33 protein-coding genes and 2 tRNA genes are annotated in these 24922 nt (G+C 59.0%); 25 read left to right on the top strand and 10 right to left on the bottom strand.

What is annotated here, in order from left to right:
• Nucleotides 1-203: 203 nt before the first annotated feature.
• Nucleotides 204-1661: a glycoside hydrolase 100 family protein gene (locus NCN06_RS05975; RefSeq protein WP_226398251.1), complete on the top strand. Its 1458-nt coding sequence runs from the start codon at nt 204-206 to the stop codon at nt 1659-1661.
• Nucleotides 1662-1737: 76 nt separating this feature from the next.
• On the opposite strand, the gene petD is transcribed toward NCN06_RS05975, so the two are convergent.
• On the bottom strand, nt 1738-2220 hold the full coding sequence (petD, locus tag NCN06_RS05970) for a cytochrome b6-f complex subunit IV (protein WP_115022998.1): 483 nt from the start codon (nt 2218-2220) through the stop codon (nt 1738-1740).
• Between the two features lie 39 nt (nt 2221-2259).
• Nucleotides 2260-2916 carry a cytochrome b6 gene (gene petB, locus NCN06_RS05965; protein ID WP_011363493.1) on the bottom strand — a complete coding sequence of 219 codons (657 nt, stop codon included), beginning with the start codon at nt 2914-2916 and terminating at the stop codon, nt 2260-2262.
• 67 nt (nt 2917-2983) lie between these two features.
• On the opposite strand from petB, the gene ctpZ reads away from it, so the two are divergent.
• The 7 genes from ctpZ to NCN06_RS05930 all read left to right on the top strand — a co-directional run bounded on the left by ctpZ (nt 2984) and on the right by NCN06_RS05930 (nt 7666).
• The gene (gene ctpZ, locus NCN06_RS05960; RefSeq protein WP_226398250.1) at nt 2984-4261 is read left to right on the top strand and encodes a carboxyl-terminal processing protease CtpZ; all 1278 of its coding nucleotides are present in this window, start codon (nt 2984-2986) and stop codon (nt 4259-4261) included.
• On the top strand, nt 4258-5532 hold the full coding sequence (locus tag NCN06_RS05955; RefSeq protein WP_226398249.1) for an HD domain-containing protein: 1275 nt from the start codon (nt 4258-4260) through the stop codon (nt 5530-5532). Before ctpZ ends, NCN06_RS05955 begins: the two co-directional genes overlap by 4 nt.
• Entirely contained in the window at nt 5529-6167 is a 639-nt protein-coding gene (locus NCN06_RS05950) for a septum site-determining protein MinC (RefSeq protein ID WP_226398248.1), read from the top strand. The genes NCN06_RS05955 and NCN06_RS05950 overlap by 4 nt, the downstream gene beginning before the upstream one ends.
• A gap of 56 nt (nt 6168-6223) precedes the next feature.
• Nucleotides 6224-7036, top strand: coding sequence for a septum site-determining protein MinD (gene minD / locus NCN06_RS05945; RefSeq protein WP_226398247.1), 813 nt, complete (start codon nt 6224-6226; stop codon nt 7034-7036).
• 4 nt (nt 7037-7040) lie between these two features.
• Entirely contained in the window at nt 7041-7328 is a 288-nt protein-coding gene (gene minE / locus NCN06_RS05940) for a cell division topological specificity factor MinE (protein ID WP_115022992.1), read from the top strand.
• Between the two features lie 18 nt (nt 7329-7346).
• Nucleotides 7347-7604, top strand: a complete 258-nt coding sequence (locus NCN06_RS05935) for a response regulator transcription factor (RefSeq protein ID WP_226398246.1) — start codon at nt 7347-7349, stop codon at nt 7602-7604.
• Nucleotides 7595-7666 (top strand) — tRNA-Thr (locus tag NCN06_RS05930). The genes NCN06_RS05935 and NCN06_RS05930 overlap by 10 nt, the downstream gene beginning before the upstream one ends.
• Before the next feature lie 9 nt (nt 7667-7675).
• On the opposite strand, the gene NCN06_RS05925 is transcribed toward NCN06_RS05930, so the two are convergent.
• From NCN06_RS05925 to NCN06_RS05905, 5 genes are all read right to left on the bottom strand, one after another.
• Nucleotides 7676-7849 carry a hypothetical protein gene (locus NCN06_RS05925; RefSeq protein ID WP_226398245.1) on the bottom strand — a complete coding sequence of 58 codons (174 nt, stop codon included), beginning with the start codon at nt 7847-7849 and terminating at the stop codon, nt 7676-7678.
• The gene (locus NCN06_RS05920) at nt 7846-8460 is read right to left on the bottom strand and encodes an L-threonylcarbamoyladenylate synthase (RefSeq protein ID WP_226398244.1); all 615 of its coding nucleotides are present in this window, start codon (nt 8458-8460) and stop codon (nt 7846-7848) included. Before NCN06_RS05920 ends, NCN06_RS05925 begins: the two co-directional genes overlap by 4 nt.
• A complete protein-coding gene (gene prmC / locus NCN06_RS05915) occupies nt 8460-9365 on the bottom strand; it encodes a peptide chain release factor N(5)-glutamine methyltransferase (protein ID WP_370631281.1) in 906 nt (301 codons plus the stop codon). The genes NCN06_RS05920 and prmC overlap by 1 nt, the downstream gene beginning before the upstream one ends.
• The gene (locus NCN06_RS05910) at nt 9344-10360 is read right to left on the bottom strand and encodes a DNA-processing protein DprA (protein WP_226398242.1); all 1017 of its coding nucleotides are present in this window, start codon (nt 10358-10360) and stop codon (nt 9344-9346) included. Before NCN06_RS05910 ends, prmC begins: the two co-directional genes overlap by 22 nt.
• A 110-nt stretch (nt 10361-10470) precedes the next feature.
• Nucleotides 10471-10875: an acyl-CoA thioesterase gene (locus NCN06_RS05905; protein ID WP_250398729.1), complete on the bottom strand. Its 405-nt coding sequence runs from the start codon at nt 10873-10875 to the stop codon at nt 10471-10473.
• Between the two features lie 83 nt (nt 10876-10958).
• Here NCN06_RS05905 and NCN06_RS05900 point away from each other — a divergent pair, with 83 nt between their 5' ends.
• Nucleotides 10959-11807: a universal stress protein gene (locus NCN06_RS05900; protein ID WP_115022978.1), complete on the top strand. Its 849-nt coding sequence runs from the start codon at nt 10959-10961 to the stop codon at nt 11805-11807.
• 2 nt (nt 11808-11809) lie between these two features.
• Here NCN06_RS05900 and psbM read toward each other — a convergent pair whose 3' ends face one another.
• Both psbM and NCN06_RS05890 read right to left on the bottom strand, forming a co-directional pair.
• Nucleotides 11810-11914, bottom strand: a complete 105-nt coding sequence (psbM, locus tag NCN06_RS05895) for a photosystem II reaction center protein PsbM (protein ID WP_115022976.1) — start codon at nt 11912-11914, stop codon at nt 11810-11812.
• Nucleotides 11915-11973: 59 nt separating this feature from the next.
• Nucleotides 11974-12450, bottom strand: a complete 477-nt coding sequence (locus tag NCN06_RS05890; protein ID WP_166017597.1) for a 2Fe-2S iron-sulfur cluster-binding protein — start codon at nt 12448-12450, stop codon at nt 11974-11976.
• Nucleotides 12451-12632: 182 nt separating this feature from the next.
• On the opposite strand from NCN06_RS05890, the gene psbB reads away from it, so the two are divergent.
• From psbB to NCN06_RS05835, 11 genes are all read left to right on the top strand, one after another.
• Nucleotides 12633-14192: a photosystem II chlorophyll-binding protein CP47 gene (gene psbB, locus NCN06_RS05885; RefSeq protein WP_115022971.1), complete on the top strand. Its 1560-nt coding sequence runs from the start codon at nt 12633-12635 to the stop codon at nt 14190-14192.
• A 21-nt stretch (nt 14193-14213) separates the two neighbouring features.
• Nucleotides 14214-14309, top strand: a complete 96-nt coding sequence (locus NCN06_RS05880; protein WP_011128841.1) for a photosystem II reaction center protein T — start codon at nt 14214-14216, stop codon at nt 14307-14309.
• 213 nt (nt 14310-14522) lie between these two features.
• On the top strand, nt 14523-15005 hold the full coding sequence (gene nrdR / locus NCN06_RS05875) for a transcriptional regulator NrdR (protein WP_115022969.1): 483 nt from the start codon (nt 14523-14525) through the stop codon (nt 15003-15005).
• 118 nt (nt 15006-15123) lie between these two features.
• Nucleotides 15124-16215 carry a 30S ribosomal protein S1 gene (locus NCN06_RS05870; RefSeq protein WP_226398240.1) on the top strand — a complete coding sequence of 364 codons (1092 nt, stop codon included), beginning with the start codon at nt 15124-15126 and terminating at the stop codon, nt 16213-16215.
• Nucleotides 16216-16221: 6 nt separating this feature from the next.
• The gene (locus NCN06_RS05865) at nt 16222-16995 is read left to right on the top strand and encodes an HAD family hydrolase (RefSeq protein WP_226398239.1); all 774 of its coding nucleotides are present in this window, start codon (nt 16222-16224) and stop codon (nt 16993-16995) included.
• 23 nt (nt 16996-17018) lie between these two features.
• Nucleotides 17019-18269: a methionine adenosyltransferase gene (gene metK, locus NCN06_RS05860; protein ID WP_226398238.1), complete on the top strand. Its 1251-nt coding sequence runs from the start codon at nt 17019-17021 to the stop codon at nt 18267-18269.
• A 3-nt stretch (nt 18270-18272) separates the two neighbouring features.
• Nucleotides 18273-19511, top strand: coding sequence for an FGGY-family carbohydrate kinase (locus NCN06_RS05855; protein ID WP_250398728.1), 1239 nt, complete (start codon nt 18273-18275; stop codon nt 19509-19511).
• 181 nt (nt 19512-19692) lie between these two features.
• The gene (locus NCN06_RS05850; RefSeq protein ID WP_115022958.1) at nt 19693-19968 is read left to right on the top strand and encodes a DUF2470 domain-containing protein; all 276 of its coding nucleotides are present in this window, start codon (nt 19693-19695) and stop codon (nt 19966-19968) included.
• 54 nt (nt 19969-20022) lie between these two features.
• The gene (locus tag NCN06_RS05845; protein WP_226398235.1) at nt 20023-20667 is read left to right on the top strand and encodes a ComF family protein; all 645 of its coding nucleotides are present in this window, start codon (nt 20023-20025) and stop codon (nt 20665-20667) included.
• Between the two features lie 30 nt (nt 20668-20697).
• Nucleotides 20698-20770 (top strand) — tRNA-Phe (locus tag NCN06_RS05840).
• Nucleotides 20771-20792: 22 nt separating this feature from the next.
• On the top strand, nt 20793-21032 hold the full coding sequence (locus NCN06_RS05835; protein ID WP_226398234.1) for a hypothetical protein: 240 nt from the start codon (nt 20793-20795) through the stop codon (nt 21030-21032).
• Here NCN06_RS05835 and NCN06_RS05830 read toward each other — a convergent pair whose 3' ends face one another.
• Nucleotides 21033-21512 carry a hypothetical protein gene (locus NCN06_RS05830; RefSeq protein WP_166017589.1) on the bottom strand — a complete coding sequence of 160 codons (480 nt, stop codon included), beginning with the start codon at nt 21510-21512 and terminating at the stop codon, nt 21033-21035.
• A 64-nt stretch (nt 21513-21576) separates the two neighbouring features.
• Here NCN06_RS05830 and NCN06_RS05825 point away from each other — a divergent pair, with 64 nt between their 5' ends.
• The 5 genes from NCN06_RS05825 (at nt 21577) to NCN06_RS05805 (ending at nt 24886) form a co-directional block, all read left to right on the top strand.
• The gene (locus tag NCN06_RS05825; RefSeq protein WP_115022950.1) at nt 21577-22233 is read left to right on the top strand and encodes a TVP38/TMEM64 family protein; all 657 of its coding nucleotides are present in this window, start codon (nt 21577-21579) and stop codon (nt 22231-22233) included.
• Nucleotides 22234-22342: 109 nt separating this feature from the next.
• The gene (locus tag NCN06_RS05820) at nt 22343-22768 is read left to right on the top strand and encodes a hypothetical protein (protein WP_166017587.1); all 426 of its coding nucleotides are present in this window, start codon (nt 22343-22345) and stop codon (nt 22766-22768) included.
• The gene (locus NCN06_RS05815; protein WP_226398233.1) at nt 22765-23340 is read left to right on the top strand and encodes a bilin-binding protein; all 576 of its coding nucleotides are present in this window, start codon (nt 22765-22767) and stop codon (nt 23338-23340) included. The genes NCN06_RS05820 and NCN06_RS05815 overlap by 4 nt, the downstream gene beginning before the upstream one ends.
• Nucleotides 23341-23412: 72 nt before the next feature.
• A complete protein-coding gene (locus NCN06_RS05810; protein WP_115022947.1) occupies nt 23413-24171 on the top strand; it encodes a phycobilisome rod-core linker polypeptide in 759 nt (252 codons plus the stop codon).
• A gap of 1 nt (nt 24172) precedes the next feature.
• Nucleotides 24173-24886 (top strand): pentapeptide repeat-containing protein, encoded by a 714-nt coding sequence (locus NCN06_RS05805; protein ID WP_226398232.1) that lies wholly within the window; start codon nt 24173-24175, stop codon nt 24884-24886.
• Nucleotides 24887-24922 lie beyond the last annotated feature (36 nt).

The following is a 24922-nucleotide window of genomic DNA, read 5'->3' as shown; positions in this document are numbered from 1 at the left end:
ATCTTGTAAGTCGCCTAAGACACATCAAGACTTTCGCCTTCAGCGCTTCGGCTTGCGCGCTCGCCTCTCGGCTCCCGCGCAAGACAAAACCATAACACCACATCTCCCCAGCTCGCAAGAGGCACGTCGTATTCAGATCTGAAGAGTTGCTTCCACTGGCGAAACCCATTGCCAGAACTACGTTTCAGATGGAGGTCACCGCGATGCCAACGCGCTTCACTGAACAGAGCCAGCGTTTCCGCCCCAATTCGAACGAATACCAGGTGCTGCAAAAAGCACGTGAACACTTCGAGGCCACGCTGATCGGGGTACAAGGGGAACTCGCCGGCAGCGTTGCGGCGATGGAACATCGCCGTTCTGACGAAGCTCTCAACTACGGAGAAATCTTCCTACGGGACAACGTTCCCGTGATGATCTATCTGATGCTGGAAGGCCGCTTCGCCATCGTGAAGCAGTTTCTAAGCGTCAGCCTTCACCTGCAAAGCACCAGTGTTCAAACGCGCGGTGTCTTTCCCACCAGTTTCGTTGAAGAGGAAGGGGAACTCGTTGCGGACTACGGCCAACGCTCAATCGGTCGCATCACCTCAGTGGATGCAAGCCTGTGGTGGCCGATTCTTTGCTGGATCTACGTCAAGCGAAGTGGAGACACGGATTTCGGTCGAAGTCCTGAGGTGCAGCGTGGTTTGCAACTGCTGCTCGATCTCGTTCTTCACCCAAGTTTCGAGGGAACACCGGTGCTGTTCGTTCCGGACTGCGCCTTCATGATTGACCGCCCCATGGACGTATGGGGGGCTCCATTGGAAGTGGAAGTGTTGCTCTTTGCTGCACTCCGCAGCTGCGTGGGACTGATGGAGCTGTGCCAACGCCAGGAGAACAGTGTTCTTTTAGGAGAACGGCTGCGCTTAAGCCGGCAGTGGACCCATGACTTGCGGCAGTTCCTGCTGAAGCACTACTGGGTCACCAGTAAAACCATGCAAGTGCTTCGACGACGTCCGACGGAGCAGTACGGAGAAAACCAGCATCAGAACGAGTTCAACGTTCAACCGCAGGTCATCCCGGACTGGTTGCAGGACTGGCTCGAAAACCGAGGCGGTTACATGATCGGGAACATGCGAACCGGACGACCGGATTTCCGCTTCTATTCCCTGGGAAACTCCCTGGCATCCCTGTTCGGGCTGCTGACCGCGCCGCAGCAACGGGCAATGTTCCGATTGGTTCTGCACAACCGGGATCACCTCATGGCCCAGATGCCGATGCGCATCTGTCATCCACCCATGGAAGGGGTGGAGTGGGAGAACAAGACAGGGTCCGATCCCAAAAACTGGCCATGGAGCTATCACAACGGCGGCCACTGGCCGAGCCTGCTCTGGTTTTTCGGAGCGTCCATCCTTCTCCATGAACGCCTGAACCCCCAAGCCGACGTGTTGCTGATGGGGCAAATGAAAACCCTGTTGGACGAGTGCTATTGGAGCCATCTCAACCAACTGCCCCGTCAGCAGTGGGCCGAATACTTCGACGGACCGACAGGGACATGGGTTGGACAGCAGTCACGTACCTATCAGACCTGGACCATCGTTGGTTTTCTGCTGATGCACCACTTCCTCCACGTCAACCCAGACGACGTCCTGATGCTGAATCTGGACGAATCCATGGGTCACTAAACAAGCTCCAATCCATCAGCACAAAAAAACCCCGACTCATGGAGTCGGGGTAAGAAATCTGAAATCTTGCGATTGATCAGAAAAGTCCGAGGGTGAGGGACTTGTCGATAGGGAGTGCAGCGCCGATACCCAGGTAGATCGTGGTGACAGTTCCGAACAGGAACACAGTCATTGCAACGGGACGACGGAACGGATTCTGGAACTTGTTGAAGCTCTCAATGAAAGGAACAAGCATCAGACCGAGGGGAACCAGAGTCTGGAGTGCAATGCCCAGAAGTTTGTTCGGAACAACCCGCAGGATTTGGAAGACCGGATAGAGGTACCACTCGGGAAGAATTTCCAGGGGTGTCGCGAAGGGATCAGCCTTGTCGGCGAGCATCGCGGGATCCAGAACAGCCAGACCCACCACACAAGCGATGGTGCCGAGGATCACCACCGGAAAGATGTAGAGCAGATCGTTGGGCCAGGCGGGCTCGCCGTAATAGTTGTGACCCATACCCTTCGCGAGCTTGGCCCGCATCTTGGGATCGGAGAGATCAGGCTTCTTGAGAATGTGCATCGGTTAGTCCAGGTGTTGAGGGAACAGTAGGAACGCAGATCACAAAGGACCGGAAATGCCCTGCTTCCGAATCATCAGGAAGTGCATGAGCATGAACACAGCCAGCAGCCAAGGCATCACGAAAGTGTGCAGGCTGTAAAAGCGCGTAAGGGTGGCCTGACCAACGCTCTCACCACCGCGAAGCAGTTCAACCATGAAGTCTCCAACCACTGGAATGGCTGCGGGAACTCCGGAGACGATTTTCACAGCCCAATAACCGACCTGATCCCAAGGGAGGGAGTATCCGGTCACGCCGAAGGACACCGTGATGACAGCCATGGTGACGCCAGTGACCCAGGTGAGCTCACGGGGGCGTTTAAAGCCACCGGTGAGATAGACGCGGAACACATGGAGGATCAGCATCAGCACCATCATTGAGGCGCTCCAGCGGTGCACGGAGCGGATCAACCAGCCGAAGCTGACATCGGTCATTAGGTACTCGACCGACTTGTAGGCCTCAGCGACAGTGGGCTTGTAATAGAAGGTCATCGCGAACCCGGTCGCGAACTGGATCAGGAAGCACACCAACGTGATGCCACCCAAGCAATAAAAGATGTTGACGTGGGGAGGCACGTACTTGGAGCCGATGTCGTCTGCAATGTCCTGGATTTCCAGACGTTCCTGGAACCAGTCGTAAACCGGTGATGAGTTCGCCATGCACAAGCGGGCTCGAGTTGCGAAAGTCTACTGAGCACGCTTCTGCCATCGAGGCGAACCCCCCGCGATGTATCCAACTGTTAACGATCTTTCAGACTGGCTGCGGCGCAGAGGGTTTCGAGCGCTGCGTCAACTGATCACAGCTGCTCTTTGCTGCTTTTTGGTGCTGGGGAACGTGTGCACAGCCGTTGCACTCAGCGATACACAACAGCTCGTGGTGGACAGCTGGCGCCTCGTGAACCAGGGATTTTGGAACCCCGAGCAACTCGATGAGGTCCGCTGGCGACGTCAACGCCAGAAGGCCATGGAACGCAGCATCGAGAGTAGTGACGATGCCTACGCGGCCATCGAAACCATGCTCGCTCAGCTGGGAGACCCTTACACACGGCTGCTCCGTCCGGAGGACTACGCAGCTCTGAAAAACAGCACCAGCGGAAATCTCAGCGGTGTGGGATTGCAACTGGGACCGGACGAAGGCGGCAATGGCGTTGTGGTGATTTCAGCCCTAGAAGGCTCGCCAGCTGGAGAGGCAGACATCACCAGTGGAACCCAGCTGCTGTCCGTTGATGGCAAAGCGGTGGTGGATTTAGGTCTCGAGGGAACGGTGGCAGCGTTGAGGGGAGACGTGGGCTCGCAGGTGGTTCTGACTCTGGGAAACAGCAATGGCGAGTCGAATGAACTGACCCTTGAACGCCGCAGCGTGGATCTCAGGCCGGTGCGTACACGCCGCTTGCGCAACGGCAGCCACACCCTCGGCTACCTGCGAATCACCCAATTCAGTGAAGGCGTACCAGAACAGGTAAAAGAAGCTCTCACCCATCTTGGAAACAAGGACATCGAAGGATTGGTTCTCGATCTACGCAACAACTCAGGTGGCTTGGTGAGTGCTGGATTGGCAGTCGCAGACGAGTTTCTTTCCGGTGGCGCCATCGTCGAAACCCGCAACCGCGACGGAATCAATGACACCATCCAGGCGAGTCTCCAGACGGTCTTCGACGGACCAATGGTCACCCTCGTGAATGGGGGAACTGCCAGCGCCAGTGAAATCCTGGCAGGAGCACTTCAGGACAATCAAAGAGCCACCTTGCTCGGAGGCCAGACGTTTGGGAAAGGTCTGATTCAAACGCTGACCAACCTGAGTGACGGCAGCGGACTTGCAGTGACTGTCGCGGGGTATGTGACACCCAGCGGACGGGATATTCAGGGACAGGGGATCGCACCCGATCGTGCGCTGTCCGATCCGGAGCCGCTGAATCCCGGCGGTGATGGCGACCGCTGGCTCTCCGAAGCGCAGCAATGGATGGAAGCACTGCTTGAACAATCCGCAGACGACATCGAGGCATGAGCCAGCGCACCTATCACGACCCTCTGCATCGGGGCATCGGTCTTGACCGACAAGCCCCAGCAGAAGGGATGGTGATGGACCTTGTGGATACGACACCTTTTCAGCGCCTGCGTCGTATTCGGCAGCTGGGACCGGCTTACCTCACCTTCCACAGCGCCGAATCCAGTCGGTTCACCCACTCGCTGGGCGTCTTTCATCTGGCGCGACGTGCGTTTGAGCGAATGCTGCCGTTGGCGCCGGATCTGGAGCAGCACCGCGGGTTGCTCTATGGCGCTGCTTTGCTCCATGACATCGGCCATGGCCCCTTGAGCCATACCGGCGAGGAAATGTTCGGCCTGCGCCACGAACAATGGTCAGCACGGGTGATCCGGCATCACCCAAAAATCCGTGCATGTCTGGAGAGCCATCAATCCGGTACAGCAGATGCGGTGGCAGATCTTCTTGAGCATGGCCTCAGCCCACACCCATTGGTCAAACACCTGGTCAGCAGCCAACTGGATTGCGACCGTCTGGACTATCTCCTGCGCGACAGCTACAGCACTGGAACCCGCTACGGGCAGCTGGATCTCGACCGAATTCTCGGAGCACTGACCCTTGCCCCTGATGGTGAGATGGCCATTCACCCCAAAGGTCTGATGGCTGTTGAGCACTACTTGGTGGTGAGGAATCTGATGTACAGGAGCGTCTACAACCACCGGCTGAATGTGGTGTGCAATTGGCTGCTGGAAAAACTGATCCTGACGGCACGACAGCTTGGTCCTAAGCAGGTGTGGGCTGATGAAGTGATGGCCAGCTGGCTCTGGCAACCGAACATGATCAGCCTTGAGGACTTCCTCGCCAACGACGACCAACGCACCGGCTACCACCTTCAGCGATGGCAATCTGAAGCCCCAGCGCCCCTCGCTGAACTCAGCGGTCGTTTTTTAGATCGACGCCTACTCAAAGCTACGGCCGTCGAACATCTCCCCCGGGCTGATCAACTGCAACTGCTCGCGACAGCCAGGCGTTTGGCCGATCGTCATGGCCATGACCCGGAACTGTGCTGCGGATTGCGTCATCAACAACTCCGTGGGTACCACCCCTATAGAGGCGGCTTGCGCCTGTGGGATGGACGTCAGCTCCAGGCTCTGGAACAGGCATCGCCACTTGTTGCCAGTTTGGCCACACCTGCGGCGACGTCCTGGTTGATTCACCCCCGTGACATCAGTTCCGAGCTCAGGGAAGAAATGGACGTTGAATGGCCCCGATCAGCAAAGGTGAAGCAGCCATGACACTGAAGCTTCCCGACCAGCGCCTTGATCACTGGAGGGATCGATTGCCTGATCTCTTGAACAGTTGCTCCGAAACGATCGTTGATCTGGATTGCGAAGACTGGATCCTGAGCTGCACCGATCTGACGGACCTATGTGCCTTGGTTACCGATGCAGGCCATCAACTCGGAAGGATCACAAGCCGAGCGCTGGAAACCGTCGTAAGTGCCTCAGCGCTTGGCCTGGACGCAAGCCCTGAGCACGCATCTTTTAAACATAAAGCCCAGACGAATTCGATCCCAGCGGGCCCTACAGAGCTGTTGTTCCACCAGGGCACACTCCGCTCCGGCGATCATCTCCAGAGTGACCGAAGCATCCTCCTCTGCGGCGATGTGAATCCCGGAGCACGGATCAGCTCAGCTGCTGATGTTCTGATTTGGGGGCGCCTGCGAGGTGTAGCCCACGCTGGATGCGAGGGGTCGACGACCGCGAAAATCGTTGCCCTGCAGCTGCGACCACTGCAACTTCGGATTGCCGACGTGGTAGCGCGAGGCCCCGAGGATCTGCCCCAGGCTGGTTTAGCCGAACAAGCGGAACTCAAGGATGGCGTGATCGCCATTGAACCTGCCGTCATCCAAAGCTTTCAAAAACGCTGACGCCGTTGTCAGAGCGTGAAGCCAGATTATTCTGGCCGCACCAAAGCAGAACCCTGGTGTCGACGACCCGAACCATCCTGATCTGTTCTGGCAAGGGCGGTGTCGGAAAAACAACGACCACAGCGAACCTCGGCATCGCTCTTGCTCGCCAAGGAGCCAAAACCGTGGTTCTTGACGCGGACTTCGGACTGAGAAACCTCGATCTGCTCCTGGGTCTGGAAAACCGCATTGTTTATACCGCTCAGGAGGTGCTGGCCGAGACCTGCCGACTTGAGCAAGCCCTTGTGAAACACAAGCAGGAGCCCAATCTGGCTCTGCTGCCTGCGGGAAACCCCCGGATGCTGGAGTGGCTGACCCCCAAGGACATGCAGGCCATCGTTTCGCTGCTGGAGCGCCAGTTCGACTACGTGCTGATCGACTGTCCGGCCGGGATTGAAGACGGATTCAAGAATGCGGCGGCTGCAGCCCGCGAAGCTGTCGTGATCACAACGCCGGAAGTAGCAGCCGTTCGGGACGCTGATCGCGTGATCGGACTGCTGAATACCCAGGGGGTGCAGCCAGTGCAGCTTGTGCTCAACAGAGTCCGCCCCAAAATGATGTCGAACCAGGAAATGCTCTCGGTGGATGACGTCACCGACATCCTGGCGCTGCCTCTCCTGGGTCTTGTTTTTGAAGATGAGCAGGTGATTGTGAGCACCAACCGCGGTGAACCCTTGACGCTGACCGACTCGTCATCACCCGCGGCACAGGCTTACAGCAACATCGCCCAACGGCTTCAGGGCGAAGACATTCCCCTGATGGATCCATCCCAGGCCCGCCGCGGCCTACGCGCCAGGATGCGCAAGCTGATGCAAACCCGGATTTTCTGAGGCGATGACACTCAAAGAATTCATCGACAAACTCCTGGGCCGTCAGCCCGCCAGTGCTGAAACAGCAAGGGAGCGTCTCCAGCTGGTGCTCGCCCACGACCGCAGTGACCTCAATCCGGAGCTGCTTGAGCAGATGCGGCGCGAGATCCTCGAAGTGGTTGCCCGCTACGTGGAGATCGACCTTGAGGAAGGAGATGTGAGCCTGGAGACGGAAGACCGCGTCACTGCCCTGGTGGCCAACCTTCCCATCCGTCGCCCGATCACCCAACCATCAAAGGGTGGAACCCTCTGAGCAGCGACCTGTTCAAGCTTGACTCTTAGCCCTTTAAATCACCTCACTCCTGCTGAAAAGCGGGTGGTGCTCTTGTTGCTTGACGGCCTCGAGAACCGAGCCATCGCCCACCGATTGGTGATTAGCCACCGCACTGTTGAGTGCCACATCAGCCGGGCACTCTCCAAGAGCGGTTGTCGAAACCGACTCGAGCTGGCGCTTTGGCTGATCAGGAATGGAGACCCTGCATTGGATCGCCAACGCCGCGAAGGTACGATGCCCCCCATGCCGGCTTAGCTCAGTGGTAGAGCAGCGCTTTTGTAAAGCGAAGGCCATCGGTTCAAATCCGTTAGCCGGCTTGATCTGGATCAGGGGAATGGCCTGCGATCCGTTTCACCCGCAAAGATCCAGATGAGGATCAATCCCAGCAGCCAGGGAAGAAGATTCAGTTGAAGCGTCCAGGTGAAAAGGGCTTCAAGGGGCTCCAACACCCAATGAAGCACTGCCATCACCAGCAGGCAGAGCCCGACCAGTGGGATCACTCGAACACCTCAAGCCCTGAAGGAATCACAGCACCCCGTCGCGCCATGCGCCAGCGTCCGACCTCGACCCAGACCAACACCGTGCTGGCCTGACCTGAGGGTTGGGACCACGGCTGGGGCCCCAGTTGAGCGACATCAGGGAAATACCGCGACGCATCTGCTGAGGTCATGCTCGCCGGTTCTCCGGAGCGGTTGGCACTGGTGGTGGCCAACGGCCCGCTGATCTGAAGCAACTCACGGGTCTGCTCGCAGGCAGGGATGCGGCAGCCGAGGGTTCTGCCCCCTGGGTTGAGATGACAAGCAGCACCACCATCACAGGCAGGTAGTACCAGCGTGAGTGCTCCAGGCCAATAGTGCTCAGCCAACGCTTCAACCTCCCGATGACACGAGACATCGACCTCCTGGAGCAAATCATCAACCGTTGCCCCCATGAGGATCAGGGGTTTATCAGCAGGTCGACGTTTCAAGTGCCAGAGGGTCTGCGCTTGATCGGGCATCACCGCGAGCCCGGGCAGGGTATCGGTGGGGATGATGGCGGCTTCACCAGCACGAAGACGCTGCACCAATGCGGTGGCTTCAAGGATCGGAGGGGGTATGAATCGTTCCTTCATCAGGACGCTGCAGCACGGTTTCGGGCAAGAGCGAAGCGACGCGTCCCCTCAAGATCAGCAGCCGCGCTGACCTCCACCAAACCCGCATCACGCATCAGCTGCATAACCAGAGCGCTCTGATCATGGTGGTGCTCGAGCAGAAGCCAACCCCCAGGCGCCAGACCCTTCGGCGCTCCGTCCACCACAGCGCGAATCGCGTCAAGCCCATCCTCTCCTCCACTCAGCGCCAAATGTGGTTCATGGTCTCGAACAACGGACTCGAGACCATGAACAACTGAAATCGGGATGTAGGGAGGGTTGCTGATCACCAGATCCAGGGTTCCCCACCAGGTCTTGAGTGGTATCCACCACGACCCGAGGTGAAGCGAGCAGTTGTGGTTCGGGGCACAACGCTTGAAATTGCGTGCCGCCAAACGCAGAGCATCGCAACTGAGATCGACTGCATGCCCCAATGCCGTCGGCCAGGCGAGGGCCAAACTCACAGCGATGGCCCCCGAGCCGGTGCCGAGGTCAGCCCAGCGGCCGGGAGGGGCCGCCTTCAAGTGGCTCAGGGCAAGATCCACCAGCAGTTCAGTTTCCTGACGGGGAATCAGCGCAGCGGGGGACGACTCGAGCAGAAGGTCCCGCCATGGACAAAGCCCAACCAAATGCTGCAGGGGAACGTTCTCCTGAAGATGGCGCTGCCAAAGTTGAGTGAGCACATCGAGGGACTGCACCATGGCAATGGTGCGTGATGGATCCAGGAGCAGCCTTTGCAAGCTTGCCCAGGGGATACCACCTGCCAGATCAATCAACCAATCGAGATCCGCCGCGGTCCCACCTAGGGCGAGTTGTCTGCGCCGCCACTGCAAAAGTTCAGTGCCAGTCAGCGTGCTGCAGTCTCTCAAGGCCGACGCTTGCGCCAGTGCAGTCCAGACTCACACAGCAATTCGCCCTGGCACTCGAGAGCCAGCAGCTGAGGGGCCAGCTCAGCAGGGGAACACTGCAAGCGATGCACCAGCTGATCCAAAGAAGCCCCGGTTCCGATAGCCCCCAACAGCTTGCGGCTCATGAGGCGAGAATCATCCGACTTCAACGGACCATCACCCAGACACCGCAGGAGATCCTCGGGATGAATCAGAGCTGTCGCTCGATCCCGAAGCAGTGCATTGCTGCCCCGACAGGACCAACGGCGGGCATCACCAGGGACGACCCATAGAGGGCAATCCATCTGGCTCGCCCAGCCTGCCGAAATCAAGGCTCCGCTTCGTTGCGGACACTCCACCACCACAAGGACTTTCGCAAAGGTCACCAGCCAACGATTCCGAGCCGCGAAGTGCCCTGGATGAACCCGACAGCCAGACCGGGTTGTGCTCAGCAGCAGCCCTTGCTCACCGACCTGCTGTTGCAGGGATCGATGGTGGGTCGGATAAACACGATCCAACGGCGTCCCTAAGACAGCGATGGGTGCTCCGTTCCTGGCCAGACAGCCGCGGTGCGCTGCAGCATCGATCCCTTCCGCAAGCCCACTAAGCACAGGCCAGCCGGCTTCGGCGAGAGCGCGACCCAGCTCTTCCGCCATTGCAAGGCCATGCTCAGAGGCAGAACGCGTGCCAACCACCGCAATCGCTTCGCGGGCATTCAGATGCCGGAGCAGCGATCGAGCCCCCTGGACAAACAGCCCAGCCGGAGGGGGATCCGCCTGGTCCAAACAGCTTGGCCAGGCAGGATCACCGGGCAGAAGAACACAGTTGGGGACCTCAAGATCGGGCGCAGCCCCCTGCTCACATCTGTATCGATCGACGGCGCACTGACAGTGCGACGGCCAGCCCAGCGCTTGGCAAAGACGCTCTGTGGGCCAGCCCCAGAGCTGATCCGGCCCAATGGATCGGTCGCGGCAGAACGCGCGCAGATCCGCCATGCGTGAATTCCCCAGCCCCGGACAACAACTCCATCGCCACCACCAACCCCGCACCGGCTCACCGCAAGTACGTTTGTACTAGCACAATTGCGCTTCGCCCTGGGCCCGGCTCACAAGCCGTGTCTCACAAGCTTTTGCATCACCAACTGCAACTCAGATGGCACGCGCCTCAGCACGCGACCCTGACGCAACATCACCAGCTGCACCGTCGCCTCGGCAACCACCGTGTCTCCACGGATAAAGCAAGAGGCCCATGGCCAACGCACACCCTTTTGTGCTGAGCAACGACTTTCCACACAGACCTCATCTCCGTGCCGGAGGGAATGGCGGTACTCCAGCTGTAGAGATACCACTGGCATGTCAACACCCATCGCGGTCATTGCGGCGTAACCCAGACCAGCAGCCTGCAAGGCCTCAACTCTGGCTTCCTCCAGCCACTGCACATAGGCTCCATGCCACATCACACCGGCGTAATCGGTGTGCTGCGGGAGCACACGCTTGGTCAAGGTCCACATGGTCTGCGTAACGCTGTGCCATCAGCTTGTCGCTACGTAGGAATCCTCCCCATAGGCTTCCGCAGAGACTGCTTCATACCCCTGTGTTCAGGAACCTTCTGATTGCCGACTCGGGCAAGGGTCACGTCGAGGAAATGATCCGCATGCTCCAGGACATTCCAAGCCTGAAGTCCGCGAAAATCAATCTCCTGCATGTGGTCTCTGAGCAGAGCAAATCGCAATCCGATGGCCATCGCGATGAAGCAGAAAACCTGTTGAGCAGTGCAGTGACACGCATGGGGCTCAACGCCTCGAGCGTGAGCACATTGATTCGGGAGGGCGACACCAAGCAGACCGTTCTCAAGGTTGCCGATGAAGTTCAGGCCGACCTGATCGTGATGGGGTCCCGAGGCCTCGGACGCCTTCAATCCATTCTGGCCAACAGCACCAGCCAGTACGTCTTCCAACTCTCAACGCGCCCAATGCTGCTGGTCCGTGACGACCTCTACGTGAAGCATGTCAATCGCGTGATGGTGACGGTCGATGGAACAGGGGTCGGGGACGACGCCCTGCGCACAGCCTGCGAGCTTGTTCGAGAAATCCCCGGCGGAACCCTGACCGGCGTTCATGTCGTTCGCCAGGAATCAGCACCGTCCAGGGGAGGCCGCACCAAAGCAGACGAAGTGCTCGACGCTGCTGTTCAGCGTGCGAGGGGATTCGGTGTTGACATGAAAGCCATTCACACCGAAGGGAAAGACATCGGTCGCAGCGTTTGCATGGCCGCATCTGAGTGCAACGCCGACCTTGTGGTCATCGCATCTCAAGACCGACGACCTCTTGTTGCCAGAGGGCTGGTGGACCTCGACAAGCTGCTGGGCGGATCGGTCAGCGATTACATCCGCGTTCACGCACCAGCGCCTGTACTGCTGGTGCGCGAACCGGAACAGGGCTGAGCTCAGGCCTCTTTGTTCTGCGTGCCGATGTAGAGCACGATCAGGAAGATCGCCGGAACCAGAATGAACAGGAGGCTGGCGACGAATCCGAGATCGTTGGTTTCCATGGCCGTTGGAGTGATCAAGGCGAAGGTATCACCGACAAGAGGCCTAGGGAGCGTCTCCCTTAGCCCTCGTCACCGGCGGTAGCAGCCCTGGCATCCGTGCCGTCGCCATCGATCGCATCCTGATCCTCCTCATCGAGCTCACTGACCGGTGGCGCAGGCCATGCGGTGGGCCCGGCGGGGAGCGGTGCCTGTCGAGCCGCGGCCAACCTCGAGTCCGCATTAGCGAGCCGTACCTGAGGACGGGTGAGCACCATGACGGATTTCTCCACAAGGGCCTGACAGGCCAAGCGCCACTCCTGGGGGCGGCGACGCAGCTTGTTCTCTTCGACTGCAGTTCGAGCTGTCAACGCATCAACAGAGTTCTCGTCGACGACCGAAACAAAGCAAGTGATGCACTGGCCACAACCACCGCAGTTGCCCAACTGCCCCTTCAATCCGTAGAGCTCGATGCCCTCACGCCGGGCCACCTCCCTCAGGTTTTCACCTGGATAACACTCCACATCACGCCCTTCACGAACAAACCGGATAACGGGCATGAGTCCCCAAGCAACCAACCTCCATCATGGGCTCAAGCATTTCGATTTGTGAACAGCTTCTGCTCAACTTTCATGTCACTGACCGTTGCGAGGACATCCCTTTTCTCCCGCCCGTCGAGCAGAAGCCCTTACGATCGCCCATGTCTGACTGCACTAGCAGTCTTGTCCCCCGAACCTGACCCATGGGATTGCCCTGGTATCGGGTGCACACCGTCGTCATTAATGACCCGGGCCGCCTTCTGGCTGTGCACCTCATGCATACAGCCCTCGTAGCCGGCTGGGCCGGCTCCATGGCTCTCTATGAGCTGGCCATCTTTGACCCATCCGATCCTGTCCTGAACCCAATGTGGCGTCAGGGCATGTTCGTCATGCCTTTCATGTCCCGCCTGGGAGTGACTGGTAGCTGGGGTGGATGGAGCATCACCGGCGAAACGGGTGTTGATCCCGGTTTCTGGAGTTTCGAGGGCGTCGCTGCCGCTCACATCATTTTTTCTGGCCTGCTGATGCTGGCTGCCATCTGGCATTGGACTTACTGGGATCTCGAGATCTGGCAAGACCCTCGTACAGGTGAACCTGCTCTTGACCTGCCGAAGATCTTCGGCATCCACCTGCTTCTGGCTGGTCTTGGTTGCTTCGGATTTGGCGCTTTCCACCTCACTGGTGTCTTTGGACCAGGCATGTGGGTCTCTGACCCGTACGCACTGACCGGTCATCTAGAAGCGGTGCAACCGTCGTGGGGTCCAGAGGGATTCAACCCCTTCAATCCCGGTGGAATCGTTGCCCACCACATCGCGGCTGGAATCGTTGGCATCATTGCTGGCATCTTCCACATCACCACACGTCCGCCAGAGCGTCTTTACAAGGCACTGCGGATGGGCAACATCGAAACAGTCCTGGCGAGTGCCATTGCGGCAGTGTTCTTCGCCGCATTCATCGTTGCTGGAACGATGTGGTACGGAGCAGCAGCCACCCCTGTTGAGCTGTTTGGCCCCACTCGTTATCAGTGGGATCAGAACTACTTCAAGACAGAGATCAACCGTCGCGTCCAAACCGCCATGGACGATGGCGCGACTCGTGAAGAAGCTTTTGAGGCAGTCCCTGAAAAGCTCGCTTTCTACGATTACGTCGGCAACAGCCCTGCTAAGGGCGGCCTCTTCAGGGTTGGTCCGATGGTCAATGGCGATGGCTTAGCAACTTCCTGGATTGGTCACATCGTCTTTACTGATAAGACCGGCGAAGAGCTGGAAGTAAGGCGACTTCCGAACTTCTTCGAGAACTTCCCGGTAGTTCTCCAAGACGCCCAGGGCAATGTCCGTGCGGATATCCCCTACCGACGAGCCGAAGCCAAGTACTCCTTCGAACAGCAGGGCGTCACTGCCCAAGTCTTCGGTGGAGCGCTTGATGGTCAGACCTTCACTGACCCTGCTGATGTGAAGCGTCTTGCACGCAAAGCACAACTGGGCGAAGCGTTCGACTTCGATCGCGAGACCTACAACTCCGACGGCACGTTCCGCAGCTCACCGCGAGGCTGGTTCACATTCGGCCACGCCACCTTCGCGCTGCTGTTCTTCTTCGGTCACATCTGGCACGGTGCTCGCACCCTCTACCGCGATGTGTTTGCAGGTATTGATCCCGACCTCGGTGATCAGGTTGAGTTTGGCCTCTTTGCCAAGCTGGGTGACAAAACCACCCGTCGCCTGCCCGAGGGCTACGTTCCACCTGCTGGAACCCCCCTCAACTGATCGCCCTTCAGGAACAACACGATGGAAAGCTTCGCTTACGTCCTCATCCTTACCCTCGCGATTGCCACACTCTTTTTTGCAATCGCATTCCGCGATCCGCCGAAGATCGGTAAGTGATTTAAACCTTCAAAACCCCGCTCCGGCGGGGTTTTTTCATGCCTGGGCACGCCGGTCGTCGCAAGATGGTCTCGGCCACCAGAACAGATCAAAGCAGTCTCAAGTCAGTGACAGCCGTCGACCGAATCCGCAAATGAGACTGATGTCCTACAGGCCCTTCTCAAGTCTCAAATCACTGTCTACAGTTGGTGCAACTTATTAACTCCTTCGGGGATGCAGTGCCCCTCCTGCCAAAACACAGATAGTCGCGTTCTTGAATCAAGGGCAGCCGATGGCGGACGCAGCGTGAGACGACGTCGCGAATGCCTGAACTGTGAATTTCGCTTCACCACCTACGAGCGGGTGGAAACCGTGCCGATCACGGTGATCAAACGCAACGGCAACAGGGAAATCTTCAGTCGCAGCAAGTTGCTGCATGGCTTGAATCGAGCTTGCGAGAAAACTGGCCTCGATACAACACGCCTGGAATCCCTGGTTGAAGAACTCGAATTGAAGCTTCAGCAACGCTCTGGCAAGGAAGTCAGCAGCGTTGAGATCGGTGAGTTCGTGCTTCGAGATCTCAAGCAAATCAGCGAGGTGGCCTACATCCGATTCGCATCCGTCTACCGCCAGTTCCGTGGCATTGACGACTTCGTCTCGACGCTGGAGACGCTCAACGCCGATCAGGAACAGAACCATCTGGCCAGCGTGCGCTGAATCGGGAGGCAGATTCAGTCCCTCAGGTCTGTAAAGTCATTGATTCTCCGTGGAACGTCGGCGGGCGTTTTACGCGAATTTTTCGTACTACCCACCTGAGGTAGACCGCCAGCCCCCCATGTCTGCGACTCCGACAGAAGAACAGATCCAGGATCAAGCTCAAGAGGCGAACGCTACGGAAGCCTCACCAGAAGACTCCGCCGTTGAACAGGCGTTTGAGGGTGAGGACTTAAGCATTCCTGAGGACGTCCCCACAGCGGATGATCCCAGCAGCCGAGCCACCAGCCGCAACCTGGACGACGCCGGCTTCACCATTGATGAGTTCGCGGCTCTACTCAGCAAGTACGACTACAACTTCAAGCCAGGCGACATCGTCAATGGCACGGTCTTCGCCTTGGAATCGAAAGGCGCGATGATCGACATCGGCGCCAAGACGGCTGCCTTCATGCCTCTTCAAGAGGTGTCGATCAACCGGGTCGAGGGTCTAAGCGACGTGCTGCAGCCCGGCGAGATCCGTGAGTTCTTCATCATGAGTGAGGAGAACGAGGACGGTCAGCTGGCGCTGTCGATCCGTCGGATCGAATACCAGCGGGCATGGGAGCGGGTTCGCCAGCTCCAGAAGGAAGATGCCACCATCTATTCCGAGGTGTTTGCCACCAACCGTGGTGGTGCCCTGGTGCGCGTGGAAGGCCTGCGGGGATTCATCCCCGGCTCCCACATCAGCACCCGCAAGCCGAAGGAAGAACTGGTCGCCGACTTCCTGCCTCTGAAATTCCTCGAGGTGGACGAAGAGCGCAATCGTCTGGTGCTTAGCCACCGCCGCGCCCTGGTGGAGCGGAAGATGAACCGCCTGGAAGTGGGCGAAGTCGTGGTCGGCACCGTCCGCGGCATCAAGCCCTATGGCGCTTTTATCGACATCGGTGGTGTCAGCGGTCTGCTGCACATTTCCGAGATCAGCCACGAGCACATCGAGACCCCCCACTCGGTGCTGAACGTGAATGATCAGATGAAAGTGATGATCATTGATCTCGATGCCGAGCGCGGCCGGATCTCTCTCTCCACCAAGGCCCTGGAACCGGAACCCGGTGACATGCTCACCGATCCTCAGAAGGTGTTTGAGAAGGCCGAAGAGATGGCCGCGCGCTACAAGCAAATGCTGCTCGAGCAGGCTGAGGAAGGCGAAGACCCGATCAACTCCATGATGATCTGAGCCTGAATGGCCACACTTCTGCTGAAGGGAACACCCATCAGCTCAATTGACGGGGTGCTGTTCGATAAGGACGGCACCCTTTCCCATAGTGAGCCTCATCTGCTGGCATTGGCAGAGGAACGCATCAACAGAGCCATTGAAATCGGGCAAGACCAAGCCCCACCACTCGAAGCCTTTGCGCTGAGAGACACCTTGCGCAGAGCGTTCGGTGTGAGCAACGGCATGCTCCATCCAGGCGGAACCCTTGCTGTTGCTTCCAGACAGGACAACATCGCATCAACAGCAACGGTGTTTTGCCTCCTTGGCTGCTCATGGCCCCAGGCCCTGGCCATGGCCCACGCCTGCTTCGACGAGGTTGACCAGAGCGGCCTGATCAATGCGACCCCCAGCCCCTTGCTCAACGGTGCAGAAGGACTCCTAAGGGCCCTGAATCAGCTGAATGTGACCACTGCTGTCATCAGCAATGACACCCGATCCGGCATTGATGACTTCCTGGATCACCATGAGCTCAGTGCATGCATTGATGGCATCTGGAGTGCTGACGACCATCCGCGAAAACCCGATCCGCAAGCTGTTCTGGAGCTGTGCGACGGCCTGGGCCTTCCACCCCAGCGTTGTGCATTGATCGGGGATGCTGAAACCGACCTTCAAATGGCTCTTCAGGCTGGAATTGGCTGCGTGATTGGATTCACCGGTGGTTGGAGTCGTTCCCCCGAACTGCACTCAGCCCAGCATCTGCTCCACAACTGGCACGACCTCGCCCTCAGCCCAGCCGCGTAAAGTCGCGCCATCTGGAGCCTCGAATGAGCCGTTACGTCTTTACGTCCGAGTCCGTTACGGAAGGGCATCCCGACAAAATCTGCGATCAGGTCAGCGACGCCGTTCTCGATGCTCTGCTGGCCCAGGATCCCTCCAGCCGCGTGGCCTGCGAGACCGTCGTGAACACCGGTCTCTGCATGATCACCGGTGAGGTGACATCAAAAGCACAAGTGGATTTCATCCACTTGGTTCGCAATGTGATCAAGGAGATCGGTTACAGCGGTGCCAGGGCCGGTGGATTCGATGCCAACAGCTGCGCGGTGCTGGTGGCTCTCGACCAACAATCCCCCGACATCGCCCAGGGAGTCAACGAAGCCGACGACCACGCAGGCGATCCGCTTGATCTGGTGGGAGCAGGCGACCAGGGAATCATGTTCGGCTACGCCTGCAACGAGACACCTGAGCTGATGCCGTTGCCGATCAGCCTCGCCCACCGGCTGTCGCGCCGCCTTGCCGAAGTGCGCCACAACGGGACCTTGGATTACCTGCTTCCTGATGGCAAGACACAGGTGAGCGTTGTCTACGAAAACGACAAGCCCGTTTCGATCGACACGATCCTGATCTCCACCCAGCACACGGCGGAAGTGGATGGGATCAGCGATGAACAGGGCATCCGTGAACGCATCACCAAAGACCTCTGGACCCATGTCGTGGAGCCGGCAACCGCCGACCTGGCGCTCAAGCCCTCCCGTGAAGCAACGAAATATCTGGTGAACCCAACCGGCAAGTTCGTGGTGGGCGGCCCTCAGGGAGATGCCGGCCTCACCGGCCGCAAGATCATCGTGGACACCTACGGCGGCTATGCCCGCCACGGCGGTGGCGCTTTCTCCGGCAAAGACCCCACCAAGGTGGACCGCTCGGCCGCCTATGCCGCGCGCTACGTGGCCAAGTGCCTTGTGGCCGCAGGGCTCGCCGAACGTGCCGAAGTGCAGCTGAGCTACGCCATCGGCGTCGCCAAGCCTGTGTCGATCCTCGTGGAATCCTTCGGCACCAGCCAACTGGACAACGACGCGCTGACCGACCTCGTTCAGGAGCATTTCGATCTGCGCCCCGGCGCCATCATCGAGATATTCGGCCTACGCAACCTCCCCCAACAACGCGGCGGTCGCTTCTATCAGGACACAGCCGCCTACGGCCATTTCGGACGTAACGACTTGCAGGCGCCCTGGGAAGACGTCAGTGCAAAAAGCGAGGAACTTCGCCAAGCGAAGGTTGCACAGGGCGTCACTGCGTAGGTCATGACACAACCACCACTGGTGCTAGGCATCGACCTGGGCACCAGTGGTGTTCGCATTGCTGTGCTGGGCATGGATGGTGTGTTGCACCACACCCAGGCCAGCAACTACCACGGTTCATTTTGCGACCCCGAGTCTTGGCGTGAGGCCTGTCGCGAGCTGCTTCAAGCCATCCCCAACGCCCTTCAATCTCGGCTCAGGGCGCTTGCAGTTGATGGCACATCAGGCACCCTCCTGGCCTGCGACTCCCATGGTCTCCCCCTCGGGGAAGCCTTGCCTTACTCCCTGGCCTGTCCAGAGGTAGCTCCCCGTCTGCAAGAGCTGGTGGGCACGGGAAACCTTGCGCAAAGCAGCAGCAGCAGCCTGGCGAGGGCACTTCGGCTGCTAGCCAGATACGGCAACGAGATCCTGTTGCGTCATCAAGCGGACTGGATCAGCGGATGGCTGTTGAACAACTGGAGCTGGGGGGAAGAAGGCAACAATCTCCGACTGGGCTGGGATCTCATCACCAACAGCTGGCCATCCAGCTTTGCCACACAACCCTGGAAGCAAACACTCCCCGACATCCGTCGCAGCGGCAGCATCCTGGGAACGATCGCACCAAACCAGGCCAAAGCCTTGGGCTTGGCTGACGATCTGATCATCGTGGCCGGGACAACGGATTCCAATGCCGCTGTGTTGGCCGCCCATCCCCAACCAGGAGACGGGGTCACCGTGCTGGGCACCACGTTGGTGATGAAGTGCTTCACAGAAACGCCCTTGGCAGCCCCCGGCGTCACCAGTCATCGCGTTGGTGAGCGATGGCTCTGTGGAGGCGCCTCCAACGCAGGGGCAGGCGTGCTGCGGCGCTTCTACAGCGACGACCAGCTCGCAGAGCTCAGCCGCCAAATCGACCCTGACACCAATAGCGGCCTCTCACTGCGCCCCCTGCCAGGCCCGGGCGAACGCTTCCCTGTCGATGATCCTGAGCTACTGCCGGTGCTGGAACCTCGCCCGGTGAGTGATGCCCTCTACCTGCATGGACTGCTCGAAGGCCTCGCCGAGATCGAAGCGCAGGGTTGGCAACGCCTCCAGGTTCTGGGTGCCGCCGCGCCCCAACGGATCATCAGCATCGGCGGAGGAGCGCGCAATCCCCAATGGAGACGGCTTCGGGAACGCCGTCTTGGCTGTCCTGTGACCAGTTGTCAAACACCCCCCGCTGCAGGTGTGGCGCGACTGGCCCAACAGGCCCTAGTCGGGTGAGAATTCGGGCAACAAGCCAGCCAGCCATGCCCTCCAATCTCCGCGAAATTCTGGCGATGGGGCTCTTCGTCGTGTTGGCCTGTTATGTGGGATTCAGCGGCATCCGCCTCGGCCTTCTGCTGATCGAGCGCTTCGCCTGAACCAATCACTGCAAAGATTGCATTCTCCTCGTTTCATACCGATGCCTGCAGACGCCCTCACTGATGCCGTCAGCACACGGATCTGCAAACACATGAACGACGACCATGCGGAAGCGGTGCTGGCCTACGCCAAGCACTACGGCGGCGTCAGCAATCCCGCCGCCGCACGCATGGTGTCTGTGAAAGCAGAGACCATGGAACTAGAGGTGGATGGCGCGAGCATCAGCATCGCTTTCGATCACACCCTCACCGACAGCGAAGACGCCCATCGCACGCTGGTGGCCATGCTTCGGGCGATGCCCAAGGAGAACGGCTAAGCCAGGAACAATCTGATTCAGGAGTGGAACGCTCGATGCACCGAGCTTCCCGCTGTGCACCGAGCGTTCCTGGCCTTCGCCCAGACCCTGCTGATCGAGCCCCGTTGCCCGATCTGTGATGGACCTTGGCAAGAGCCACAGACACCGACATTTCCCTGCAGACACTGCCAAGACGCACTGCAGCTTCCTCCTGAGGGCATCAAGGGCCTGGAGCCCTTGCGATGGTGCGCTCTAGGGCCCTATGAGGGCGCCCTGCGCCAGCTGCTGCTGAAGGTGCGTCAGCCAACCAAACAGAAAGTACTTTCGGTGTTGGTTCAGATGCTGTTTGACAGCTTGAGCTTGCCTTCAGCAGCGGTGTTGGTGCCGATTCCAAGCTGGAAGCGGCAGCGCACCAACCCCCTGCCTCAGCGCATTGCCATGGGCTTGGACCGACCAACAGTAGACCTGCTGCAACGACCCCGTGTCGGGCTGAGCCAACACCATCTGAACAGAAGCCAACGCCAGACGAACCTGATCGGCGCGTTCCGGGCCAGGCCCCACAACCCAGCAACCGCCCTCACCTCGGTCTGGCTCGTGGATGACATCCTCACGACAGGGGCAACCGCTTTAGCGGCTCGCCAGGCGCTGGAAGAGGCCGGCCATGGGGTGGCTGGATTGATCTGCCTGGGACGCACACCCGCAAGACAGCGCAGGCGGTGATTTAAGATTCCCAGGTCGCTTAGGCGACGCGCCGGGATAGCTCAGTTGGTAGAGCAGGCGACTGAAAATCGCCGTGTCCCCAGTTCAAATCTGGGTCCTGGCATCACATCGATGCCAAAACTGCCGTGTCATTCATCTCTCCAGATGCAGGCACAGACCGTGTGTTTGACAACGCAGACAGCTTCGCGATGGTGTTCGATCGCACCTGGAAACAACTGCGAGGCAGCAACAAGGTTGAGCTCAGCCAGGAAGAGCATCTCGAAGCCGTGTTTGAGGCGATGGCAGACCACCCGTTTCTGATCAGTTCGCCCGACATGGCACGACAGGTGGCCGCCTTCCGGATTCGTCTGCTTGAGCTGACCTGATCAGGCAGACAGCAGATCGATCTGAGGATCATCCACATATTCCGTGTCAGCGCTGATGGCGTCGTCACTGAGCGCCTCGTCCTCGACACGGTCGACGACCTCCATCTCAACCTCAGGGGTCTCTGAAACCTCTTGATCGTCAGCTGCTGGAGCATCCTCGGCATGAAGAGCCACGACCTCGCCTGGGGTCAGACGATCCCGAAGCATCCGCACTTTCTCTTCGCTAGCCAGGAGCAGTTCGCCGGCGTCATCGCTGACCGCGGCGATTTCCGCATCAGCCACCTGCTGGCCCTCAACGTCGGCCAACCGCATCTCCAGCTCCATCAAACGATCAGCCAGTGTTTCCACCACCTCACTGAGACTGAACAGATGGGTGCACAGCTGTTGCTCGAACGCGGTGCGCGGAGAGGAGGTGGTCACCGGACAGGCCTCGGGTCGAGAGATTTCGCCGATGGTATCGATGCTGAGCTTCGTGTCCACGGCCCTGGGACAAGCCGCGACTGGCCTACATTCCCCAGGGCTTTCGAGCGATTGAGGAGAGGAGATGTCAAGGCTGAAGACAGGGCTGAAGGTCAGCGCCTGGGTCGCCGTCTTCATTGTTGCCGTCGTTTATCTGCAGCGTTACGGCATCGCGCCGCTGCAGAGCGCTGTGAATGACATGGGCATCTGGGCCCCACTCGGTCTTTTTCTGCTGCGGGGGGTGAGCATCATCCTGCCGGCGCTGCCGAGTTCCGTTTATTCCTTACTGGCCGGCTCTCTGCTGGGGTTCAAGGTCGGCTACCTCACGATCATCCTCTCGGACCTGGTGTTCTGCAGTGCGGCGTTTTTCATCGCCCGCCGCTGGGGACGCGGCCCGGTCAGCCGTCTGGTGGGGGCCAGCGCGATGAAACGGATCGATGGCTTCAGCAAAAACCAACTGGAAGGCAACTTCTTTTTGATGACGGGTCTGCTGATGACCGGACTTTTTGATTTCCTTAGCTATGCCATCGGGATCAGCCGCACCCACTGGCGCATCTTTGCCCCTGCTCTGGTGATCAGCGTGCTGATCAGCGATTCGATCCTGGTGGCCGTCGGCGCAGGCGTGGCTCAGGGCGCAAGCCTCACCCTGGGCTTGGCTCTGCTAGCGATGTTTGCCCTGGCCACTGTCACGGGCCTGCTGAAAAAGAACTCCTCAGCGGTGCCCTCAGACGACACCCCCTGACGCGAAACCTCAGGGATCACTGCTGGTGCATGTCGATTCCCACGAACCGATCACCTGCACGGGGAAATTCCAGGACACTGGTTAAATTCATGTTGAGCGGCGTTTCTTGATGAGCGCACTTGCAGATCCGAGAATTGTTGTCCTTCAGGACCAGGCCGGCAGCAGCGGTGAGCTGGATCTACCAGTAGGAGATGGCTGTTTTCGGATCAATCTTCGCGATGAAAACATCGAGCTCTGGCAAGAGACATTTGATCAACACACCTCGCCAGCCAATCTTCTGCTGGCTTGCGAAGAAAGCAGCGGCGATCTGAAAGACACGCGACTGACGTGGGTGGTCGGATCAGCCATCCGCACAGCGACGGCCTCCAATCCAGACGCCGTGGCTGTGCTGTTGTCGCAATTGGGCATACCGGCAGAACTCAGCGAAGCTGCGATCACCCGTTGCCCTGGGCTTGGCCAAGACTTGGTGTGGGCCTTTTACTTGGAACGCCACGGCTGGCTCATCGCCACACCAGTGGCCACCGTCAACGCTTGAACCTCCAGAACATCGATTTCAAGACCCTGGTGCAGGGTGCGCAAGTTCAGGGCCTGAGCAAAAGCGAGGCACTGCCCCAGGCCACGCGCGCCATCCTCGAGCGTGCCGACCAGGGGCAAAGACTGCTCACACCCGATGAACTGGCCAGCATCTGCCAGTCGTCAGGAGTGGATTGCACGCTCCCCGGCAACCTGACGAACAGGACGAATGACTTGGTGAATCAGGCGAGGGGCCACCTGCTTGAAACCCAGCCAGAGCTCGTGGAGCCGGGCGGGGCTCTCCACCCGCAGGACAGAGCAGAGGCCTGCTGGCGCGACTGCTGGAACTTTCTGCGCGTCATCATCTATGCGGTGGCATGCAACCAAAGCCGCTTTACAAATCCCAACGGGATGGCGGCCCTGCGGGAGCTCTACAGGCGGATGAATGTCCCCATCGAGGGGATGAATATCGCCCTCGACCAGCTGAGACAGCAGGCCTTGAAAGAGATCTCGCGACCAAGCGACCGGCAGTTGATCAACGACTGCTTCCAGCACCTCAGTGCGGAGCTCAACAAATCTGCAGTTAAGAGCTGATAAGCGCAGCCACCTCACACCCAATTATCAAGGGAAGATCACACCCAAGTATTTCTACTCACGGGGCACGCCATGGCCATCCCGCTTCTTGGGTATCCGCTCAACACACAGAACGGTCGCGTCAGCAATCTTGCCGGTGACAGCAGCACCATCAAGCCTCAGATGTATGCCTCCTGTGCTGCAGGCGATGACACATCCAGAGTCGAGATCGACAGTTTGATTGAGCAGGCCTACCGGCAGGTGTTCTTCCATGCGATGCGCAGTGATCGCGAACCGTTCCTTGAATCACAGCTGCGCAGCGGAAACATCACGGTTCGGGATTTCATCCGTGGCCTGCTCCTGTCAGAACGCTTCCAGCAGGGTTACTACCAGTGCAGCTCGAACTACCGCATGGTGGACCAGGTCGTCGGCCGAGTACTCGGCCGCCCGACCCATGGCGACGCTGAACGCCGTGCCTGGTCCATCGTGATCGGCGAAAAGGGTTTCACATCCTTTGTCGACGCCCTGCTGGACAGCCCCGAATACATGAACTGCTTCGGGTATGACCTTGTTCCGCAGCAAAGGTCCCGCGTTTTGCCCGGACGGGGTCTCGGAGAAATCCCCATCTACCAACAATTCCCGCGCTACGGAACCGACTGGCGCGACGCGCTTCAAGATCGAGCGCCCAGCCAGCAAGGCGCCGAGGCACAACGACTGAACGTCGCCGCCACATGGGTGAACGACGAACCGCCTGCCTTCGCACTGAAGCTCTGGCTCGGTCTGTTTGCCGTCGGTGGATTCGAGATCGTGCGGGTGCTCCTTACGATCGTTGTTGCCATGCTCCGCAACTGAGATGTCGATGCCCAAATCTGGGGCTCTTAATCTGCGTGAATGGGCGGCACCGGAACAGTGCGGAGCAACCAGCTCCGCTAACAGTCCAGTCGATGCTCGAGGAGCCGACTGGAGTGGTCAAGACTTAGGACAACTCGACCTGAGAGACGCCAAACTCTGTCGATGTGATCTACGCGGCACAAATCTCAGCAAGTGCCAACTCGAAGGAGCTGACTTACGCCTAGCCCGTTACGACCAGACAACTTTGGTACCGGAAGACTTCGCACTCAACACGAGCGGAGCCGTTGGCCCAGGGGCCAAGCTGAATGGGGCTTTTCTCAACAGCACAGATTTGCGGGGAATGGACCTCAGAGGCAGCGTGCTGATGGGTGCCTATTTAAGTGGCTCAGACTTGAGTGGAGCTCTACTGGATGGAGTTTCCTTAGCTGGCGCGGACCTGCGATCAGCCACATTTCGCGGAGCCATGTGCCGGGGGACCCGATTCGGAACCTGCGAAATGGACATGGCCGATCTGCGCGGCGCCAACCTTGAAGGGGCGGCTCTCGACACGGTCACGTCGATTCGCGGAGCAGACTTTTCACTGTGCACCGGGCTGGAGGATCAAATTGCCACGCTTTTGAGCCGATCAGTCGAAGAACTCGACTGCTGGAATCCGATCACCCGCTCCACGACAAGAGGAAGCCTTGAATCCCTGATCAAGGGGAAAGACGCCTAAGGCGAACGTTCCGAATCAAAACTTTTCCTACGAAAC

This window comes from Synechococcus sp. MU1648 (assembly GCF_023630615.1).
Classification (GTDB): Bacteria; Cyanobacteriota; Cyanobacteriia; order PCC-6307; family Cyanobiaceae; genus Parasynechococcus.
This window is presented reverse-complemented; position numbering and strand designations above follow the sequence as displayed.